The sequence below is a fragment of the Bradyrhizobium sp. Leo170 genome (genome assembly GCF_004296405.1).
GTDB lineage: Bacteria > Pseudomonadota > Alphaproteobacteria > Rhizobiales > Xanthobacteraceae > Bradyrhizobium.
This window is the reverse complement of the sequence record NZ_PSRR01000146.1, coordinates 1-19,233: the sequence shown is the minus strand read 5'-3', so window position 1 is coordinate 19,233 and position 19,233 is coordinate 1. Positions and strand designations below refer to the sequence as shown.

Annotated in this window: 15 protein-coding genes and 3 pseudogenes; 10 read left to right on the top strand and 8 right to left on the bottom strand. The window is 63.4% G+C overall.

The features are described 5' to 3' along the window. From CWO89_RS23255 to gmk, 7 genes are all read left to right on the top strand, one after another. The coding region (locus tag CWO89_RS23255) for an ACP S-malonyltransferase (protein WP_130581067.1) at nucleotides 1-634 on the top strand (634 nt) is incomplete at its 5' end. A 96-nt stretch (nucleotides 635-730) separates the two neighbouring features. Then, nucleotides 731-1,468 (top strand): 3-oxoacyl-[acyl-carrier-protein] reductase, encoded by a 738-nt coding sequence (gene fabG / locus CWO89_RS23250; protein WP_130581066.1) that lies wholly within the window; start codon nucleotides 731-733, stop codon nucleotides 1,466-1,468. A gap of 293 nt (nucleotides 1,469-1,761) precedes the next feature. After that, a complete protein-coding gene (locus tag CWO89_RS23245) occupies nucleotides 1,762-2,001 on the top strand; it encodes an acyl carrier protein (protein ID WP_002716125.1) in 240 nt (79 codons plus the stop codon). Between the two features lie 96 nt (nucleotides 2,002-2,097). Continuing rightward, on the top strand, nucleotides 2,098-3,363 hold the full coding sequence (gene fabF, locus CWO89_RS23240) for a beta-ketoacyl-ACP synthase II (protein WP_130581065.1): 1,266 nt from the start codon (nucleotides 2,098-2,100) through the stop codon (nucleotides 3,361-3,363). Nucleotides 3,364-3,595: 232 nt separating this feature from the next. Continuing rightward, nucleotides 3,596-4,855 (top strand): endolytic transglycosylase MltG, encoded by a 1,260-nt coding sequence (gene mltG / locus CWO89_RS23235; protein ID WP_130581064.1) that lies wholly within the window; start codon nucleotides 3,596-3,598, stop codon nucleotides 4,853-4,855. Between the two features lie 111 nt (nucleotides 4,856-4,966). After that, the gene (locus CWO89_RS23230) at nucleotides 4,967-5,854 is read left to right on the top strand and encodes a YicC/YloC family endoribonuclease (RefSeq protein WP_130581063.1); all 888 of its coding nucleotides are present in this window, start codon (nucleotides 4,967-4,969) and stop codon (nucleotides 5,852-5,854) included. 3 nt (nucleotides 5,855-5,857) lie between these two features. Next, nucleotides 5,858-6,538 carry a guanylate kinase gene (gene gmk / locus CWO89_RS23225; protein WP_130581062.1) on the top strand — a complete coding sequence of 227 codons (681 nt, stop codon included), beginning with the start codon at nucleotides 5,858-5,860 and terminating at the stop codon, nucleotides 6,536-6,538. 4 nt (nucleotides 6,539-6,542) lie between these two features. On the opposite strand, the gene CWO89_RS23220 is transcribed toward gmk, so the two are convergent. The 8 genes and pseudogenes from CWO89_RS23220 to lptF all read right to left on the bottom strand — a co-directional run bounded on the left by CWO89_RS23220 (nucleotide 6,543) and on the right by lptF (nucleotide 16,462). Further along, complete coding sequence (locus tag CWO89_RS23220; protein WP_130581061.1) at nucleotides 6,543-7,457, bottom strand: hypothetical protein; 915 nt, start codon at nucleotides 7,455-7,457, stop codon at nucleotides 6,543-6,545. Nucleotides 7,458-7,768: 311 nt separating this feature from the next. Then, nucleotides 7,769-8,827 (bottom strand): alcohol dehydrogenase, encoded by a 1,059-nt coding sequence (locus tag CWO89_RS23215; RefSeq protein ID WP_130581060.1) that lies wholly within the window; start codon nucleotides 8,825-8,827, stop codon nucleotides 7,769-7,771. A gap of 12 nt (nucleotides 8,828-8,839) precedes the next feature. Continuing rightward, nucleotides 8,840-9,706 carry a 16S rRNA (adenine(1518)-N(6)/adenine(1519)-N(6))-dimethyltransferase RsmA gene (gene rsmA, locus CWO89_RS23210; protein ID WP_130581059.1) on the bottom strand — a complete coding sequence of 289 codons (867 nt, stop codon included), beginning with the start codon at nucleotides 9,704-9,706 and terminating at the stop codon, nucleotides 8,840-8,842. Continuing rightward, nucleotides 9,703-10,706 (bottom strand): annotated as a pseudogene (gene pdxA, locus CWO89_RS23205) (4-hydroxythreonine-4-phosphate dehydrogenase PdxA). The gene rsmA and the pseudogene pdxA overlap by 4 nt, the downstream one beginning before the upstream one ends. Nucleotides 10,707-10,708: 2 nt before the next feature. Continuing rightward, the gene (locus CWO89_RS23200; RefSeq protein ID WP_130581058.1) at nucleotides 10,709-11,647 is read right to left on the bottom strand and encodes a SurA N-terminal domain-containing protein; all 939 of its coding nucleotides are present in this window, start codon (nucleotides 11,645-11,647) and stop codon (nucleotides 10,709-10,711) included. Between the two features lie 71 nt (nucleotides 11,648-11,718). After that, nucleotides 11,719-14,103, bottom strand: a complete 2,385-nt coding sequence (locus CWO89_RS23195) for an LPS-assembly protein LptD (RefSeq protein ID WP_245476445.1) — start codon at nucleotides 14,101-14,103, stop codon at nucleotides 11,719-11,721. Between the two features lie 98 nt (nucleotides 14,104-14,201). After that, a complete protein-coding gene (gene lptG / locus CWO89_RS23190; RefSeq protein WP_130581056.1) occupies nucleotides 14,202-15,299 on the bottom strand; it encodes an LPS export ABC transporter permease LptG in 1,098 nt (365 codons plus the stop codon). Further along, nucleotides 15,296-16,462, bottom strand: coding sequence for an LPS export ABC transporter permease LptF (gene lptF / locus CWO89_RS23185; RefSeq protein WP_130581055.1), 1,167 nt, complete (start codon nucleotides 16,460-16,462; stop codon nucleotides 15,296-15,298). The genes lptG and lptF overlap by 4 nt, the downstream gene beginning before the upstream one ends. A gap of 354 nt (nucleotides 16,463-16,816) precedes the next feature. On the opposite strand from lptF, the pseudogene CWO89_RS23180 reads away from it, so the two are divergent. The 3 genes and pseudogenes from CWO89_RS23180 to CWO89_RS23170 form a co-directional block, all read left to right on the top strand. Next, nucleotides 16,817-18,318, top strand: a pseudogene (locus CWO89_RS23180) (leucyl aminopeptidase). 6 nt (nucleotides 18,319-18,324) lie between these two features. Further along, on the top strand, nucleotides 18,325-18,777 hold the full coding sequence (locus CWO89_RS23175) for a DNA polymerase III subunit chi (RefSeq protein ID WP_130581054.1): 453 nt from the start codon (nucleotides 18,325-18,327) through the stop codon (nucleotides 18,775-18,777). A gap of 223 nt (nucleotides 18,778-19,000) precedes the next feature. After that, nucleotides 19,001-19,233: pseudogene (locus CWO89_RS23170) on the top strand (hypothetical protein); the annotation flags it as partial.

The following is a 19,233-nucleotide window of genomic DNA, read 5'->3' as shown; positions in this document are numbered from 1 at the left end:
CCTCAGCGTCAGCGATACCGCACGCCTGTTGCGTACCCGCGGCCTTGCGATGCAGAAGGCGGTGCCCGTCGGCGTCGGCGCCATGGCCGCGCTGCTCGGCCTCGACTATGAGGCGGCGATGGCGGTCGCCGAGGAAGCTGCCCAGGGCCAAGTGTGCCAGGCTGCCAATGACAATGGCGGCGGACAGGTTGTGGTTTCCGGCGACAAGGCCGCCGTCGATCGCGCGGTCGAGATCGCCAAAGGCAAGGGCGCCAAGCGCGCGATGCTGCTGCCGGTGTCGGCTCCGTTCCATTGCAAGTTGATGCAGCCGGCGGCCGACGCCATGGCCGAGGCGTTGTCCGGCGTCACCATCAAGGCGCCGGCCGCGCCGCTGGTCTCGAACGTGCTGGCGACCGCCATCACCGATCCCGACGAGATCCGCCGCCGGCTGATCGAACAGGTCACCGGCACGGTGCGCTGGCGCGAGTCGGTCGCCTATATGGCAAGCAAGGGCGTGACGCGCTTCTTCGAGATCGGCGCCGGCAAGGTCCTGACCGGACTGGTCAAGCGCATCGCCGATGGCGCGGTAGGAGTTTCCGTCGGCGGTCCCGTTGATATCGCGGCCGCCAAGGATGCATTGGCCGCTTCGGCCTGAAGCATGATCGGGAAAAGTGTGTACCGGTTTTCCCTCCGACAAACGCGATGCGTTTGCGCGCAGATCATGCTCTAAGAGAGCCGAGAGGAGATAGTAATGTTTGATTTGACGGGCAGGACCGCGCTGGTCACCGGCGCCACCGGCGGCATTGGCGGCGCGATCGCACAGGCGCTGCATGCGCAGGGCGCAACCGTTGCGATCTCGGGCACGCGGCGCGAGGTGCTGGATGCGTTTGCAGCCAAGCTCGGTGAGCGTGTTCATGTCCTGCCGTGCAATCTCTCCAACAGTGCCGAAGTCGAGGCATTGGTGCCCGCAGCGGAGACCGCGCTGGGGCAGGTCGACATCCTCGTCGCCAATGCGGGAATCACACGCGACAATCTGTTCGTGCAGTTGCGCGACGAGGATTGGGACGAGGTGATCGCGATCAACCTGACGGCGACCTTCCGCCTCGCGCGCGCCGCCACCAAATTGATGATGCGCAAGCGCTTCGGCCGCATCATCGCCATCACCTCGATCGTCGGCGTCACCGGTAATCCCGGCCAGGCCAACTACACCGCGTCGAAGGCCGGTATCATCGGCCTGATCAAGACGCTGGGCGCCGAATATGCCAAGCGCGGCGTGACCGCCAATTGCATTGCGCCCGGCTTCATCAAGACGCCGATGACGGATGCGCTGAACGACAAGCAGCGCGAGGCCATCCTGGCAAAGGTTCCTGCGGCGCGACTCGGAACGTCCGAAGACATCGCCGCCGCAGCCGTCTACCTCGCTTCCAATGAGGCCGCCTACGTGACCGGACAGACGATTCACGTCAATGGCGGAATGGCCATGTTTTGAGCGGGTTACCGGAGCGTTTTTGCGTGGCGGAATGCCCTACCGGCGACCGGGCGGGGCTTATAGTCAAGACTAGGGAATTATGATAACCGAACCAGCCGCGGATGGGCAAAGAACGCCATTGCAGGATGTTGAAACCCTGTATATTGGCGTGGCGACGCCTGCCGTTCGCCGGGACTTAGTCGGCCACGACCGCCGAATCAAGACTATGCGCGACAGCTTAGGGAAACTACACGACCACGATGGCTCGTATCGTCTGGGGGTCGGGTCCAATGGAACAAGCACGAGGGTGAACGATGAGTGAGATTGGCGAGCGGGTAAAGAAGATAGTGGTCGAGCACCTTGGCGTCGAGCCGGAGAAGGTGGTCGACAGCGCAAGTTTCATTGATGACCTCGGCGCTGACAGTCTCGACACCGTCGAGCTCGTGATGGCATTTGAAGAAGAATTTGGTTGCGAGATTCCCGACGACGCCGCGGAGACGATCCTGACGGTCGGCGACGCGACCAAGTTTCTCGAGAAGAACGCGAAAAGCTGACGCCCTTCGCGGTGCCGACGAAGCCGGACGGACCGTCATCAGGCGGTCCCCCGGTTTCTTGTTGTTGACCGCGCATTTCAGGACGGAGTTCTTGACATGAGACGTGTTGTCGTCACGGGGCTGGGCATGGTTACACCACTCGGCTGTGGCGTCGACACCAGTTGGGCACGTATCCTTGAAGGTCGCAGTGGGGCGCGCAGGATCGAGACCTTCGATGTCTCCGACCTGCCGAGCCAGGTTGCCTGCGTGGTGCCGCGCGGCGATGGCAGCGAGGGCACCTTTAATCCCGATCAGTGGATGGAGCCGAAGGACCAACGCAAGGTCGATGACTTCATCATCTTCGCGATGTGCGCGGCCAAGCAGGCGCTCGACGATGCCGGCTGGCATCCGGAGAGCGAAGAGGACAAGTGCGCGACCGGCACGTTGATCGGCTCCGGCATCGGCGGCCTCTCGGGAATCGCCGACACGGCGGTGCTGCTCAAGGAACGCGGTCCGCGAAAAGTGTCGCCGTTCTTCATTCCGGGCCGGCTGATCAATCTGGCATCCGGCTATGTCTCGATCGAGCACGGCCTGAAGGGGCCGAACCACGCGGTCGTCACCGCCTGCTCGACGGGCGCGCATGCGATCGGCGACGCCGCGCGGCTGATCGCGCTTGGAGATGCCGAGGTGATGGTGGCCGGCGGCGCCGAATCGCCGATCTGCCGCATCGGCATGGCCGGCTTCTGCGCGGCGCGCGCGCTGTCCACCGGCTTCAACGAGACGCCGACCAAGGCGTCGCGTCCCTACGACAAGGACCGCGACGGCTTCGTGATGGGCGAGGGCGCCGGCATCGTCGTGCTCGAAGAATATGAGCACGCAAAGAAGCGCGGCGCGAGGATCTATGCGGAGGTCGTCGGCTACGGACTCTCGGGCGACGCCTATCACATCACCTCGCCGTCGCCGGACGGAGACGGCGGCTTCCGCAGCATGTCGGCGGCATTGAAGCGCGCCGGCATGACGCCGTCCGATATCGACTACATCAACGCCCATGGCACCTCGACGCTGGTCGGCGACGAGATCGAACTCGGCGCGGTCGAGCGGCTGCTCGGCAATGCGGCGTCGAAAGTCTCGATGTCGTCGACGAAGTCGTCGACCGGACATTTGCTCGGCGCCGCCGGCGCGATCGAGGCGATCTTCAGCATCCTAGCGATTCGCGACAACGTCGCCCCGCCGACGATCAATCTCGACAATCCGTCGGTGGAGACGGCGATCGATCTCGTGCCGCACACGCCGCACAAGCGCGAGATCAATGTGGCGTTGTCCAATTCGTTCGGCTTCGGAGGCACTAACGCTTCCGTGATCCTGCAGCGTGTTATCAACTAGATCATGATCCGATTGATCGAATCGGATCATGATCTAACCTCTTTGTTTGGGCATGATGTCAGCGCAATACGCTGCGCGTTGTCCCAGCAGGCGAATTGGAGCCAGTTCACCGTTTTGCCGCAATCGCCGATGACTTCCAGGCGCGGGCGCGTACTCGTATAGTATTGATTATATTGGCAGGACTTTAGATTTGTCAGGCCACGATTGAACCGGCAGGATTCAGGTCGAATCGATGAGTGAGAGGCCGCCCATTTCACCGCGAAGCCCGCGCGCCGCGCTGGAGCCTGAACAGGTCCCGCCGCCGCCGAAACGGTCGGACCGTGCCCGCAATCCTTTCGTCGTGGTCGGCAACGCCATCATCACCCTCCTGATCCTTCTGATGATTGGCGCGGGCATAGCCTATTACTACGGAAAGCAGACCCTGGAAGCGTCGGGACCGCTGCAGGAGGACAAGATCGTCAACATTCCGCAACGGGCCGGCAAGCGCGATATCGCCGACATCCTGCAGCGTGAGGGCGTGATCGACGTCAATCCCTGGGTCTTCATCGGCAGCGTGTTTGCGATGAAGGCGAGTTCCGATCTTAAGCCCGGCGAATATTCGTTCCAGAAGAGCGCGAGCCTGCGCGACGTCATCGGCACCATCGTCGAAGGCAAGGTGGTGCAGCATGCGGTTACCATTCCCGAAGGCCTGACCTCCGAACAGATCGTGGCGCGGCTGTCGGACAACGACATCTTCACAGGTTCGGTGCGCGAGATACCGCGCGAGGGCACGCTGTTGCCGGAGACCTACAAATTCCCGCGCGGCACCACGCGCGAGCAGGTGATCCAGCGCATGCAGCAGACCCAGAAGCGCGTGCTTGCGGAAATCTGGGAACGCCGCAATCCGGACATTCCGGTCAGAACGCCGGAGCAACTCGTGACGCTGGCGTCGATCGTCGAGAAGGAGACCGGCAGGGCCGATGAGCGCAGCCGCGTCTCGGCCGTGTTCGTCAATCGTCTGCGGCAGAAGATCAAGCTGCAGTCGGACCCGACCATCATTTACGGCCTGGTCGGCGGCAAGGGAACGCTGGGCCGGCCGATCAAGCGCAGCGAGATCACCCAGCCGTCGCCCTACAACACCTACGTCATCGATGGCCTGCCGCCGGGCCCGATCGCCAATCCCGGCCGCGCGTCGCTGGAAGCAGCAGCCAATCCGGCGCGGACCCGAGATCTGTTCTTCGTTGCCGACGGCAGTGGCGGGCATGCCTTCACCGAGACCTACGATCAGCACCAAAAGAACGTGGCGAAGCTCCGTTCGATGGAAAAGCAGATCCAGAACGACACGGTTGAGCCAGCAGACGATCCGCCGCCGCCCGCCGCCAGCGCGCCGCCCGACACCAACCCGACTGCAACCACGCCGCCCAAGCCGCCGGCCAACTCGAAGAAGCCGGCAAGGCCGGCACGGCAGGGCGCGGCGCAGTCGACGACGTCGCCGCCCGTGGTCCAGCGCTGAGTCTGGACGTCGGCCACCGGCACGCGAACGTAATTCCACTTTCAGGGAAATCGGCCTAAGGTCGCACGCGTTCCAGCGAGTCTCACATCTCTTGTCAGAAAGTTTTATGCGATGGCCCTATCGAGCATGACCGGTTTTGCCCGAAGCCATGGCGCGAGCGGCCCCTACACCTTCGAGTGGGAACTGAAGTCGGTCAATGCCAAGGGCTTTGACTTGCGGCTGCGGCTGCCGCCAGGCTGGGACGAGCTTGAGGCCGTGGTGAAGAAGCGCGCGAGCGAAGTGCTGTCGCGTGGAACTGTCTATGCCAATCTCAATGTCAAGCGCGCCAACGCCGTGTCGGCGGTGCGCATCAACGAAGACGTGCTGGCCTCGATCGTGAAGGTCGCGGGCGAACTGGCGCAGAAGATTGACGCGGTGGCGCCGAGCATTGACGGGCTGCTCGGCATCAAGGGCGTGATCGAGGTGGTCGAGCCGGAAAGCGACGAGGCCGAGGACAAGGCGGCAAGAGAGGCCGCCGCGCTGGCCTTCGAGCAGGCGCTGGTCCATCTGGTTGAGATGCGCCGCCGCGAGGGTACGGCGCTCGGGCAAGTGCTGATGCAGCGGATGGACGAGATCGAACAGCTCGCCAAGAAGGCGGAAGCGGCACCGGGCCGCAAGCCGGAGGCGATCCGCGCGCGACTTGCCGAACAGGTCGCGGCACTGCTGGAGGCCTCCGATCGATTCGATGCGGATCGGCTGAACCAGGAAGCGATCCTGATCGCGACCAAGGCCGATATCCGCGAGGAACTCGACCGCATCGCTTCCCACATCGCGCAGGCGCGTGAGATGATCGGCAAGGGTGGGCCGATCGGGCGCCGGCTGGATTTCCTGGCGCAGGAATTCAATCGCGAGGTCAATACCTGCTGCTCGAAATCGAACGATATCGAGCTCACCAATACCGGGCTCGAGATGAAGAACGTGGTCGAGCAGTTCCGCGAGCAGGTTCAGAATCTGGAGTGAGGCATGACGGCGGCCCAAGGTGAGGCCCAAGGAGAGGCTCAAGGGTTTGACGGGGTCGAGCGGCGCGGCCTGATGTTCGTGCTGTCGTCGCCGTCGGGCGCCGGCAAGACCACGCTGTCGCGCATGCTAGTTGCCGAGACGCCTGCGCTGCAGATGTCGGTATCGGCGACCACGCGTCAAAAACGGCCAGGCGAGGTCGAGGGCAGAGACTACTATTTTGTCAATCAGACCCGCTTCGATGAAATGGTCGCAAACGGTGAATTGCTCGAATATGCGATGGTGTTCGGCAATTGCTACGGAACCCCGCGTGCTCCGGTCGAGGCTGCGCTTTCATCGGGTAAGGATGTGCTGTTCGATATCGATTGGCAAGGCACGCAGCAATTGCGCAGCCGTTCGCCGAACGACGTTGTCAGCGTGTTTATCCTTCCACCTTCGGTGGCGGCGCTGGAGCAGCGCTTACATACACGCGCACAGGATTCTGACGAAATCATTCGAGGTCGAATGAAAAAGGCCGGCGACGAGATGAGTCGTTTCGACGCTTACGACTACATCGTCGTCAATGATAACATCGGGATCGCCTTCGAATCTGTTAAATCGATCCTACGAGCAGAGCAACTCAAGCGCGAACGACAGATTGGTCTAACGGAGTTCGTGCGCAGCCTGCGGCGCCAGCTCGAGAAGTAATCAATTAGGCGGTCGCGCTTTTCGCCAGACGCGCCAGCATTTCCTTGATCTCCCGCTGCGTATCTTCAAACGAGGGCTCTGGCTGTTCCGCTTCGATGCGAGGCGCTCGCGGCGGTTCGACCGGACGCGGCGAACTCTCCTTGTGCTGGGCGGCCAGTTGCGGGGCGCGCTCGGCATGATCGCGGTCCCAGGGCGCACGCCATTCATTGTCGACCTCGTAGGGCGGTGCGCCCGTACGGTTGAGCCGGAAGATGAGGCCGCCGACCAGGCCGGCGAGCGCAAGTGTGCCTGCCATGATGAACAACAGCGTCGAGGTTGATTGCTTCTCAACCGTCGAATGCGCGGTTGCGGCGGGTGCCGGCGGCGGCGCGGGTTGCGGCGCCGCCTCGGGCTCTTCCTGTGGGCTCACGGCCGTATCGGCGGCGGCGACCTTGCTGCCACCAGATGCGGCCATGCTCGATTGGTCAAGCCAGCGTGCCGAAACCAGCGAGCCGGAGGCGGGTGCGCCGACGGAGGGGGGCGCGTTGTCGAGGGCGGAGGCGGGCTTCTGTTTGGTGTCCGCCTGCGATGAAGTCAGCTCAGCGCGCGCATCTGCGACCGACGGGCTGATGCTGGCCGCCGGCTGGGGCGGGTTGCCGGCTTCGGCCGGCGGCGGGGATTCCTGCTGTACAGGCGCGGCCTTCGCCGCCTTGCTGCTCCCTTCGCGGACATACCAGCATTTGCGCTTGGTGGAGCGCTCAAGGCGATAATACCAATGGCTTCCTGCAGGCGCGGTCCCCTGTGGAGCCGACAGGCAACTGTCGGCAGTCTTGGCGCTGTCGGCACTCTCGGTACCGTTTTCCGCTCCGGCGGTGAAGCTGGCACCCGCCAGCATCGTAGCAACAAGTGCTGAAATGAATTGGGCGGTACGCTTTGACATCTACATCCCCGATAACACCGGCTACCCCTTAACCCCTAACTCTCGGTAGGAAGTTGGGTGGCAATGCGCCGCAAATCCGGAGCGGGTGGGGCTTAATTGCGGCTCGCCGGCCGCCTCAATTGCGGCAGATCGGGGCACTCGGGGATGCACCGACAGCTATTGCTTTGAAGCGGTCCAGCGGCCGACCCAGCAGTCGGACTGGCGAAAACTTCCCGAGCCGGAACGGCTTGAGATGCGGCCGGTGCTGATCAAGGTGATCCAGTTGGCAGCACAGTTCGGACCGATGCTGCCGTTCTGGCCTATATCGTGATCTAGTTCTTCAGGACGATGCGTCCGACGACCTTGCCCGCGCGCAACTGGTCGATCCACTTCTGGACGTCGGCCATCGGTTCTTCCCGCATCGGCGTCGGCTTGATCTTGCCGGCGCGCGCGAGCGCCATCAATTCCTGGGCCTCGGCCAGCGTTCCCACCATGAAGCCCTCGATGGTCATGCGCTTGTAGACCCATTGCACCATCGGCAGGCTGAAAGTACCGCCCATCAGGCCGGAGACCACGATCTTGCCGCCGCGCGCCAGCACGGAGACTGCGAACGCCATGGACTTCTCGTTGCCGGCGAAATCGACGACTTCGTCAAATCCGCCTTCGGTCTCTTTCAGGATACGCTTGAAGACATCGGGCTCGGCCGGGTCGTAGGCGACTGCTGCACCGTTCTGCAGCGCAGTCTCGCGCGCGGCCGGGCTGAGGTCGGCAACCGAGATCGGTTGCTTGAACATCGCCTGCGCGAACGAGAGCCCCATCATGCCGACGCCGCCGAGGCCGATCAGCAGCAGGTTGCGCTTCCGCGGGCGATCCACCAATCGTTTCAGCGCACCGTAGGCGGTGATGCCTGAGCACATCAGCGTGGCCGCCTGATTGATCGGCAGCGGATCGTAGTCGAGCAGGTATTTTGCATCGGGCACCAGCACATGGCTAGCGAAGCCGCCATCGATGGACACGCCCAGGAAACGCTGCTTGACGCAGAGGTTCTCGTCGCCGTTCAGGCAATCGCGGCACTGGCCGCAGCCGATCCACGGAAAAACGGCCTTCTTTTTCCCGATCAGGTCAGCCGGAACATCGGGACCGGCTTCCGCGACGACACCCGCGATTTCGTGGCCGAGCGTGAAGGGCAGGGTCATGCCGCGTGTGGTGTCGAGCTTCTTGCCGCCGCCGAGATCGGCGTAACCATCCTGGATGTGCAGGTCGGAATGGCAGAGACCGCAACGCTCGATGCGGACCAGGACTTCGCGTCCTTGCGGCTTCGGCGTCTCGACGATGGTCTCGCACAACGGCGCATCAAATTTGACGAGGGACTGGCGTACCATTTGCGCCATGGCGTTCACTCCTTAGGCAATGTTCGATGTTGTGTTTCGTATATTGGCCAATTCACGAGCCATGGCAACAAAGCCGGAGATGGGAATAGTTTCGGCGCGGCGGGTGGTATCGATATTTGCCGCCGCAGCGAGCCGGGCTGGATCGACCGAAAGCGACTTCAGGCTCTGGCGCAGCATCTTGCGACGCTGGCCGAAGGCTGCGGCCGCCACCTGTTCCAGCGCGCGCCGTTCGCAAGGCTCGGGCGCGGCGCGTGGTATCAGTCGTACCAGCGACGAGGTGACCTTCGGCTGCGGCACGAAGGCCGACGGCGAAATGTCGAACAGGAGCTTTGTTTCGGCGCGCCAGTTGGCGAGCACGGCAAGCCGGCCATAGGCCTCGCCGTTCTCCTGCGCGACGATCCGCTCGGCGACCTCGCGCTGGAACATCAGCACCATCATGTCGTACCAGGGCGGCCAAGGTTCGATCGACAGCCAGTCGACCAGAAGCTGGGTCGCGATGTTGTAGGGCAGGTTGGCGACGATCTTTGCCTTGCCGCCATCGAGCAGGGGGCGGGGATCGAACTGCTGCGCGTCGGCATGCACGATCTCGAGTCGTCCCGGGTATCGCTTGACGATGTAGTCGAGCGCAGCCAGCGCCCGTTCGTCGCGCTCGATGGCAATCACGCGTTTGGCGCCGAGCGCGAGCAGCGCCCGGGTCAATCCGCCTGGGCCGGGGCCGACCTCGATCACGGTCGAGTCCTCGAGCGGACCCGCGGCGCTGGCGATCCGCGCGGTGAGATTGAGGTCGAGCAGGAAATTCTGGCCCAGTGACTTGCGCGCCGACAAGGAGTGTTCGCGAATGATGTCGCGCAGCGGCGGCAGATCGTCGATCGCGCTCATTCAGGCGTTGTCGCGGCCATCCTCGCGGCCAGCCGCAGCGCCGCGATCAGGCTCGACGGATTGGCGCGACCGGTGCCGGCGATGTCGAATGCCGTGCCGTGATCCGGCGAGGTCCGGATGAACGGTAGGCCGAGCGTGACATTGACCGCGTCATCAAACGCAATGGTCTTGATCGGGATCAGCGCCTGGTCGTGATACATGCAGATCGCGCAGTCATAGGTGGCGCGCGCGCCTTGTGGAATAGCGTGTCCGCCGGCAGCGGTCCGCGGACGTCGATACCTTCGCTGCGCAGAATCTCGACAGCCGGCGCCACGATCTCGATATCTTCGGTGCCGAGCGTGCCGTCTTCGCCGGCATGCGGATTGAGGCCCGACATTGCGAGGCGCGGGCGGGAAAGCCCGAAGCGTGCCTTCATGTCGGCCACCACGATGCGGGCCGTCGAGACGATCAAGTCCGTCGTGAGCAATGCAAGCGCTTCGCGCAGCGAAAGGTGGATCGTCACGGGCACGACGGCGAGTTCGGGCGACCACAGCATCATCACGGGCTGCGGCGCGACCCCGTCCTTGGCCGCGAGCTCGGCCAGGAATTCGGTATGGCCGGGGTGACCGAAGCCAGCGCGATAGAGCACGTTCTTGGCGATCGGGTTGGTGACGACAGCGGCGGCCTTGCCGGCCATGACGTCGGCGACCGCGCGCCGGATCGAGGACAGCGCGGCATCCGCGCTGGTCGCATCCGGCGTGCCGGGCCGCGCCGTCGCCGGCTTGCCGGCCGGAACGACAGGCAAGGCTCGCGCGAACGTGCTAAGCGCCTCTTCGGGGGAGGCGTCGGCAAGCTCGACCGCAAGGCCAAGACGGTGAGCACGCTCAGCGAGAAAATCGCGGTCGCCGAGCAGGTAAAACGGCGGAAGCTTCAGTTCATCACGCCGCAACCACGCGGCAAGCGCAATGTCGGGGCCAATACCTGCGGGTTCGCCGGATGTCAGCGCGAGGGGCTTCGACATCATCAGCGATATTCGATCATGGCCGCTTTGCGGACTTCCTGCAGATAGGATTTCGATTTCGCCTCATATTTCTGGGCGTACATCTTCTCGCGGATTTCCCTCTTCTTCGGCGAGTCGATCATGGTGGTCTTGCGACCGCACAGCACGACCATCTCCACGCCCTGCTTGGTGATCTCCGGCGGGGTCAGATGGCCGATCGGCGTCTTGTCGAGCACCTCGCGAATGCTCGGCGGGATATCGCCGGAAGTCTTGGTCACGGTGTCGCGGATCGCCGCGTTCGGTATGGTCTTGAAATAGGAGTTGGCCTCGTCGCAGCTCGTGATGCGCTCGCGCAGCCCCTCGGCTTCCTTCTTGCGCGCCTCGATCAATGCCGGCGTGGAGCCGCGCGGCACGATCAACACGATCGGCTGCATCTTGTATTCGAACGCTTCGACCTCGGTCTTTTCGCCGCCTTCCTGCGCGGCGGCCGCGACATCCTTCTCGCCGACCTGGAGGCTTTCCTTGTAGCGGCCACGCACGAGGCTGGTCCAAACCATGTCGGCCCTGATGCGGGACTTGAGCGTGTCGGCGCGAATGCCCTGGCTCTCCAGCGACCTCGTCAGTTGCTCCGACGAGATCCGCATGCGCGCGCTCATCGCGGAATAGGATTGCTCGATGTCGGAGGAGGAGGGGTCGACGCCGAATTTCTTGGCTTCCTTGATCTTCACCTTTTCGTCGATCAGTTCCTCGATCACGTCCTGCCGCGTCGACTGCTTGTGGGTGGTCAGGAAGTTCAGCTTGGTGCGCTGCTCGATGTCGTAATTGGTGATCGGCTCGCCATTGACCATGACGGCTACGGTCTGCGCTTTCAGCGGCGAAGTGCCGCAGAGCATCAACGCGAGCGCGATGGCGCAAGCGGGAGCGAGGGCCGAAAGGCGATGGGGCAAGGTCGTCATGGTCATCTCAGCTATATGGTCATGTCAGCCATATCAACCGATCCGCACCGAATTTCGGCGCTGCGGATCACGCTCTACTAATAGCCGCTTCCGCTGTTCGTCGTCGTCGTCGTCGCGATCGTCCGCAGCCCGATTTGGAACATGTACGTGGTGCTGAGGATTGGCGGCGACGAGGGGGTGGAGTAGTTGTATGACCTGACAATGTTTGCGGCCAGCACGAAACAGTCGTCCACATAGCCGGCGCCGATGACGTACTGGTTGATCTTGTTCGCTTCAAGGTCCCAACGCGCCGAGCCGGACACCACCCAGTTCGAGGCGACCTTGACCGAGGCGCTGGTCAGGATGCCTTCGCGACGGGTGAGATAGCCGAGTTCCGGTTGGGCCGCGTAGTTGCCGTAGAGCAGGCTGACCGACCAACGATCGAAGTTTGCGCGTCCCTCGGCCTCGAAGCGGTTGATGTTCCAGGTCGCCTCGTCCATCCGCGAGCGGACGCTGAACGTGTAGGTCCGGTTGGGCGAATAGCTGACGCTGCCGACATAGTCGGATGCGGCATGCTGCAGGCCCGAATCGAGGCCGGTATTGGTCGCATCGGCGACCGCGAACGAGTTCAGGCCGAACAACTGGTAGGACTGTCCGAACAGCACCTTGACGGCACCGCCCCGATCGAACTGGGTGGTCGCCTGCACGCCGACGTTGGCACGGCCGCCGCCCTCGACACGGTCGTAGCCGGAGAACTTGTCGACGGAGAACAGGTTGCTGGTGTCGAACACGAGGCTCTGCGCGTCCTCGTTCGGCAGCTTGCCGGCATAGGTCTCGTTCGGGCGGATGATGACCTGCGCCATCGGCTCGAGCGTGGTGGTGCCCCACGGCTGCACGTTGATGAACGGGTACCGATATTCAAGGCCGATGGTCGGCATCGCGCGCAGCGCCTGCGTCTCGCCGACGGGAAGGAAGTTCGAGACACCAGGCTGGTTCGAGATCGAGGCATCGATCGCGTCGGCGCGAAGGATCGCGAACGGTGTCCAGATCTGGCCGATCGGGTCGGTGTACGATCGCCGCCATTGAGCTTCGGCCGTCAGGCGCGTGTAGGTGCCGGGGAAGCCGCGCAGCAGGCACTGCGAGGGCATCCGGGCCAGCGGATCGGCGGATGCCGTGGTGCACAGGCCGGCGGTGTTGGCGAGCGTCGTGATCGGGTCGAAGACCGCCTGGTCGCGCGTCAGGCTGGTGAAGTTCACCTTGTAGCCGAACTCGCCGCCGAAGATCGGGCTGTTGATCACATTGTTATAGTCGATCACCGGATGGACCACTGGCACCTGGCTCTGGTTGCCAGAGTAGCTCAGGTAATAGATCGTGCGCGCATCGAAGAAGCTGCGATTGCCGACGCCGGTCAAGTAGAGCTGCGAGATCGCTTCCGTCGGCAGGCTCAGGAACGACGCGTAGGGGTCCCGGTACTGGCCAAGCCGATAGTCCTGGAAGAAGAAGTAGTCGGAGAGGAGTACGCCGTCCCAGCCCCAGACCCACTTGTCGTTGATCGCGAACTGGCCCCTGGTATCGATGCCGCCGCGGAACTGGCGGTCGCCCGGCTGGTTGGCGAAGGCGCCGGGGTCGAGCTGGTCGATGCCATAGGCGCGGATCGAGTAGGAGCCGTCCAGCAGGCGCTGGCGGAATTCACCCTGCAACAGGACGCCCTGGCGCGTCGTAAAGCGCGGGTTGAACGTCGCGTCATAGTCGGGCGCGAGCGCGAAATAATAGGGGATCTCGACGCCGTAGCCATAGGCCGTCGCCTGGCTGGGGCTCGCCATCAGGAAGCCGCTCTTGCGCTTCACCGTCGGGTCCGGAGTCGAGAAGTAGGGCATGTACGCCAACGGAACGCCGAAGAATTCGAGCTGGGCGTTCTCGAAATAGAGCATCTTCTCGGTCTGGTTATGGATGATGCGGGCGCCCTTGACCTGCCATAGCGGCGGCTTCTTCGGGTCGTCCTTGCACGGCGCGCAGGCCGTATAGACGCCATTCTCGAACACCGTGTAGTTGCCAGCGGAGCGGTCGGCACGGGTCGCCGCCATGCGCGTCTGATCCTCGGTGTCGACGCGCAGCGAATCGACGAAACCATCCCGGTAATCGTCGCTGAGATCCATGATGTTGGCGTAGGTGATCTTGCCCTGCGCATCCGTGAAGCGGATGTTGCCCTCGGCATGCAGACGCTTGGTCTTCTGGTCGTAGATGACCTTGTCGGCCTCGACGCTGGTGCCGTTGTAGAACATCTGCACGTTGCCGACCGCGGAGACGCGCTGATTGTTGTAGTCGTAATCGACTTCGGTCGCCTGCACAAGCATCTGCCCGTCATTCCGGGGCGGGGCCGGAGTCGGTTTCGGCGGCCGCGGATTGTAGGTGAAGCTCTGCGCGGCGGCGGGCGTCGTCAGGCCAGCGCCGATCGTCGCCGTAAGAATGAATCCAACGGTCAAGGTTAGTAGGAAGCCGGCCAAGCGAGTCCGCTGACGGCGCACGGTACTGCGCCGCCTGAACGCAGGCGACTCCAACTGGCGGGCGGCGACAACGGCCACTACCCGTCCTCCTGATATAGCAAGGCCAAGAAACCGGTGAGGCCACCCACGCACACAGGCAACCACGCCGCAGCGATGGGATGCATCAACTCAGCCTTGCTCAAATCTTCAGTTACTTTCGAAAGCACGTAGAGCAGAAAGCCCGCACCCACGCCACTTAAAACCATCTTTTGCACGCCGCCGAACCGGAAGAAGCGCAAGCTGACCGAAGCGGCCAAAAGCACCATCGCAGCCAGCAAAAACGGCTGTGCAATGAGCTTGTGATACTGCAGCCGGTAGCCGGCGGTCGCGAAGCCCGAGCTCTCCGACGAGCGGATGTAGTTCGGTAGTTGCCAAAACGACACAGTTTCCGGGGTGGAAAAGCTGTTGCGGACCTGGGCCGGGGTCAGCGTCGTGGCCAGGTAGAAGCTCTCCTGGTCGATCGGAGGCTTGTCGAGGGAGTATCGACGTACTCCTTTGAACACCCAGCGGCCCTCTTCGAGCGAGGCTTCGCGAGCTTCGATTCGCTCCTTGAACTGCAGGCTGGTGTCGAATCGGAATACGGTCAGCCCGGTCAGGCGCACGCCCTGCTGCTCGCTGCGGGCGGCGTTGATGATCGACTGGCCATCGCTGTTGACCTGGTTGAGCCAGAAGCCAGAGGCGTCCTGGATGCCGCCGCCGGGCGCCGAGCCGAACAGCTCAGCTTCCATCTGCTTGGAGAGCTCGCGCAGGTTTGCCGACATCGGATTGTAAGCGGTGGTCGCCGCGATCCCCAGCACGATCGCGCTCGCCAGCGCGGGGGAGATGAACTGCCAGGCCGAAACGCCGGCGGCGCGCGCGACCACGAGCTCGAGCCGGCGCGACAGCGCGAGATAGCAGGTCATGGCCCCGATCAGCACGCAGAACGGCATCAGCTTCTCGAGTAGCTGCGGGACGCGGAACAGCGAGGTCTCGGCGACCGTGATCGCGGAGGCCGTGACCAGTCCGGAGGTCTTGCGCACCATCTCGATGTAGTCGACGAGGACGAGCAGCACGAAGATGCCGACGAACACGCCGACGGCCGAGATCACGAAGCGGCCGGCGAAATAGCGCCCGAGTGTGTTGGTGACCATGCTCATGCGGTGGCCGGCCTTCCGAACAGGCGGGCGATCCGCGCATTCGACTTGTTGATGGCCTCGATCAATCCGGGCGGCGGCTCCACCACCACGCCGCCGATGATCATCCAGAGCCCGACGCCGATGCCAGCGAGCAGCATCAGATATTGTGCGCCGACCGCAAGCGACGATTTCACCGCCATCACCGAGCAGGCGAATCCAGCCATGCGCAGGCCAAGCACCGCGAGAACCGAGCCGCCGATCGAGAAATTGCGACTCTGGCGCGTCGTGCGCGGCGCGCCCAGAAAGGCGAATGTGAGTGCGGCAAATGCGAACGGATAGATCGGCGCCATGAAGCGGTCGTGCAATTCGGCGCGGAACTGGCCGGATAGTTGATCAAAGGTCGGATCATCAGCCGCGGGCCAGATCAATTCCCACAGATATCGCTCGCGAATCCCCAGCGTGACGTCGCGCTGGTTGGAGAATTTCGACATGTCGAACGCGTAGCGGCCGAAGGCGACGAGGGCAGGGTCGCGCTTGCCGGCTTCGAATCGCTGCAGATTGCCGTCCTCCAGCACCAGATACGAACCATTCTCGTTCTTCAGCACCGTGCCATGGTCGGCGATGATCGTGACGCGCTCCTTGGGATCGCGGCGATCGTCGACAAAGATGCCGCCGAGCACGCCGCCCGGCAGGCGTTCACGAATCCGAATCGTCAGGTTCTGGTCGAGCTGGGCGAAGCGGCCCGGCTGGAGGATGTTGGTGAGTACGTCGGCGGTGATCTCCGCGTCCCATTGCTTGATGCGCCGCATGCCGTCGGGCGCGAGATAGGCGCCGATGAAGGCGACCAGCGCGGCGACCACGCAGGTGGCATAGAAGAAGGGACGGAACAGCCGGAATGGCGAAAAGCCCGCGGCGTTCATCACGATGATCTCGGAATCGGTCGCGAGCTTGTTCAGCGTGTGCGAGACCGCGATCATCAGCGCGATCGGCGCGATGATCAGGACGAGTGCCGGAATCACCAGGCTAGTGATGCCGAGGAAGGTGATGATGGTCTGACCCTGGCTGGTCATCAGGTCGATGCCGCGCAACGCCTGAGTAATCCAGATCACGCCGGTGAGGCTGATCAGGACTACCGCAAACGACGCGAGCGTCGTGCGGAAAATATACCTGTCAATCGACCCCATCCCGTTACCGCAAGATCCCACTTGGCACGCCAAAACGCACGGCTTCCCGACCAATCCCTTCCAAGGGCTCCCCTTTTGGCCGTGCCGCTTATCCGTCCAGCCGTCACTCTCTCATTACCATCCCTTTGATCCGTCAACAAAATGGCTGAGCCAAGGCACGTCTTCCATATGGTTAATTATTCCCCTTTGTGGCGTTCCAGCCACGCCGCGCTTGGCAGTGCGGCGGCTGGCAGGCCATAGTGTTGATCAACCCCGGGGCTGACCGATCTGGACGGCCGCGAACCGACATTCCACCTACTACCCACGCCAGCCGGCTCCTGCCTGCGACAGCTCTGATTCTGGAGGAATTTGCCTATGTCCGACGCCGTAAAGGTCGGCTTTGTCCCGTTTTCCGCGCCCGTCAGGGGCCTGATGGTGGTGTTTTGCGACGAGGCACTGAAGTTCGGCGCGGCGACCGACAAGGCGCTTGGGAAGGCGGCGGAGACGGTCAAGCGGGCGCCGCGGCCAACCAGTTCAAGGGCAAGAGCGGCGCGATTCTCGACATCCTGGCGCCGGAGGGAATCAAGGTCGAGCGCCTGATCGTTGTCGGAACCGGCAAGGCGTCGGCGCTAAAGGAGAAGGATTTTCTCAAATTCGGTGGCGTCGCTGCCGGCAAGCTGAACGTGGCGACCGATACCGTCACAGTGATGGCCGAGTTGCCCGAGGGCGCGATGAAGGCGGAGCAGGCGGCGGCGATCGCCTCCGGTATCCGGCTCCGGGCCTATAAATTCGATCGCTACAAGACCAAGAAGAAGGACGGCGAGAACGAGCAGGTGCGCGCCGATGTCTCGATCGCGGTCGACGATGTCGCCGCCGCGAGGAAGGCGTTTGCGCCTGATGCCTCCATTGTCGAGGGCGTCGTCATTGCGCGCGACCTCGTGAACGAGCCGCCGAACGTGCTCTATCCGGAGGAGTTCGCACGCCGCGCCAGCCAACTCCGCAAGATCGGCGTCGACGTCGAAGTGCTCGACGTCAAGGCGATGACCAAGCTCGGAATGGGCGCGCTGCTCGGCGTCGCGCAGGGTTCGGCGCGGCCAGGCCGCGTGGTGATCATGCGCTGGAACGGCGGCAAGAAGAGCGAGCAACCGGTGGCTTTCGTCGGCAAGGGCGTCTGCTTCGACACCGGCGGTATCTCGATCAAGCCGGCCGGAAGCATGGAGGACATGAAGGGCGACATGGGCGGCGCGGCCTGCGTGGTCGGGCTGATGCATGCGCTGGCCGCGCGCAAAGCCAAGGTCAACGCGGTCGGCGCCATCGGCCTTGTCGAGAACATGCCCGACGGCAACGCGCAGCGTCCCGGCGATATCGTCAAGTCGATGTCGGGCCAGACCATCGAGATCATCAACACCGACGCCGAAGGCCGGCTCGTGCTTGCCGACGTGCTCTGGTATGTGGCGAAGAAATTCAAGCCGAAGTTCATGGTTGATCTCGCGACGCTGACCGGAGCGATCATGGTCGCGCTCGGCACCGAGCATGCCGGCCTGTTCTCCAATAATGACGAGCTGGCCGATCGGCTTATCAAGGTCGGGCAGGAGACCGGCGAGCGGGTGTGGCGCATGCCGCTCGGCTCCGAATACGACAAGCTGATCGATTCGCAGTTCGCCGACATGAAGAATACCGGCGGCCGCCATGGCGGCTCGATCACCGCGGCGCAGTTCCTGCAACGTTTCGTCGACGGCACGCCCTGGGCGCACCTCGATATCGCGGGAACCGCGATGGGCGCGCCAAAAACCGACATCAACCAGAGCTGGGGCTCGGGCTATGGCGTTCGCCTGGTGGAACGCCTGGTCGCGGACTACTACGAGGCCAAGAAATAGCCTGATATGACCGAGGTCCTGTTCTACCATCTGCAGGGGATGTCGCTGGAGAGCGTGCTGCCGCCGCTGCTCGAGAAATCGCTGGAGCGCGGCTGGCGCGTGGTCGTGCAATCGACGTCACCGGAGCGCGCCGAGGCGCTCGACGCGCACTTATGGACCTACAGCGACGATTCCTTCCTGCCGCATGCCACCTGGCGTGTTGCCGATGCATCGGATCAGCCGATCATCCTTTCGATCGACGACGGTAATCCGAACCGCGCCAATGTGCGCTTCCTGGTCGACAACGCGGCGATGCCCGAAGATAGCGGCAGCTATGAGCGGCTGGTGCTGGTGTTCAACGGCGACGACGCCGAAGCCGTGGCGGCGGCGCGTGCGAGCTGGACCGCCTGCAAGGCGCGCGGATTCGATGTGACCTATTGGCAGACCGATGAGCGGGGCCGCTGGCAGCGCCGGCAATAGAAGGTTGCGGAATTAATGATAATTTGCACTTTGTGTCCCGGAGTCGGCGCCCAGCCACGGTCATGCCGCAAAGGGATGCTCGGACAAACATTTTAGGGCAAAGGCGCGCGCCGCGCGTAAGGCTTGGGGTATCGCTTCGCGCAAAAAAGCGCGGCGGGACAAGAGGGTAGAGACGGGAGCCCAATCGATCGTGCGAGATGGAACACTTATTCGGAAACCGCTGGTGGCCCTGCTGCTGCTTGCGCCGGTCATCTCCGGCTGTTCCGGCGGCTCGAATATTTTCGGGGGCTCGGATATTTTCTCGAGGGATGCCGAGTGGTTCTCGCGGCCTGGCCGGGTGTTCATCCGCAACATTTCGATCGAGACCCCGCCGCTGACGCCGACCAAGCCGGTCACCGCAGAGGACATGGTCAGCGCCGAGGGCGGATGCCCGGGCATGGCGCCGGCGGGGCCTGC

Excerpts from the sequence above, each read along its gene's own strand:
- fabG (WP_130581066.1), top strand. The coding sequence starts at position 731 with ATGTTTGATTTGACGGGCAGGACCGCGCTGGTCACCGGCGCCACCGGC.
- CWO89_RS23245 (WP_002716125.1), top strand. The coding sequence starts at position 1,762 with ATGAGTGAGATTGGCGAGCGGGTAAAGAAGATAGTGGTCGAGCACCTT.
- fabF (WP_130581065.1), top strand. The coding sequence starts at position 2,098 with ATGAGACGTGTTGTCGTCACGGGGCTGGGCATGGTTACACCACTCGGC.
- mltG (WP_130581064.1), top strand. The coding sequence starts at position 3,596 with ATGAGTGAGAGGCCGCCCATTTCACCGCGAAGCCCGCGCGCCGCGCTG.
- CWO89_RS23230 (WP_130581063.1), top strand. The coding sequence starts at position 4,967 with ATGGCCCTATCGAGCATGACCGGTTTTGCCCGAAGCCATGGCGCGAGC.
- gmk (WP_130581062.1), top strand. The coding sequence starts at position 5,858 with ATGACGGCGGCCCAAGGTGAGGCCCAAGGAGAGGCTCAAGGGTTTGAC.
- CWO89_RS23220 (WP_130581061.1), bottom strand. The coding sequence starts at position 7,457 with ATGTCAAAGCGTACCGCCCAATTCATTTCAGCACTTGTTGCTACGATG.
- CWO89_RS23215 (WP_130581060.1), bottom strand. The coding sequence starts at position 8,827 with ATGGCGCAAATGGTACGCCAGTCCCTCGTCAAATTTGATGCGCCGTTG.
- rsmA (WP_130581059.1), bottom strand. The coding sequence starts at position 9,706 with ATGAGCGCGATCGACGATCTGCCGCCGCTGCGCGACATCATTCGCGAA.
- CWO89_RS23200 (WP_130581058.1), bottom strand. The coding sequence starts at position 11,647 with ATGACCATGACGACCTTGCCCCATCGCCTTTCGGCCCTCGCTCCCGCT.
- lptG (WP_130581056.1), bottom strand. The coding sequence starts at position 15,299 with ATGAGCATGGTCACCAACACACTCGGGCGCTATTTCGCCGGCCGCTTC.
- lptF (WP_130581055.1), bottom strand. The coding sequence starts at position 16,462 with ATGGGGTCGATTGACAGGTATATTTTCCGCACGACGCTCGCGTCGTTT.
- CWO89_RS23175 (WP_130581054.1), top strand. The coding sequence starts at position 18,325 with ATGACCGAGGTCCTGTTCTACCATCTGCAGGGGATGTCGCTGGAGAGC.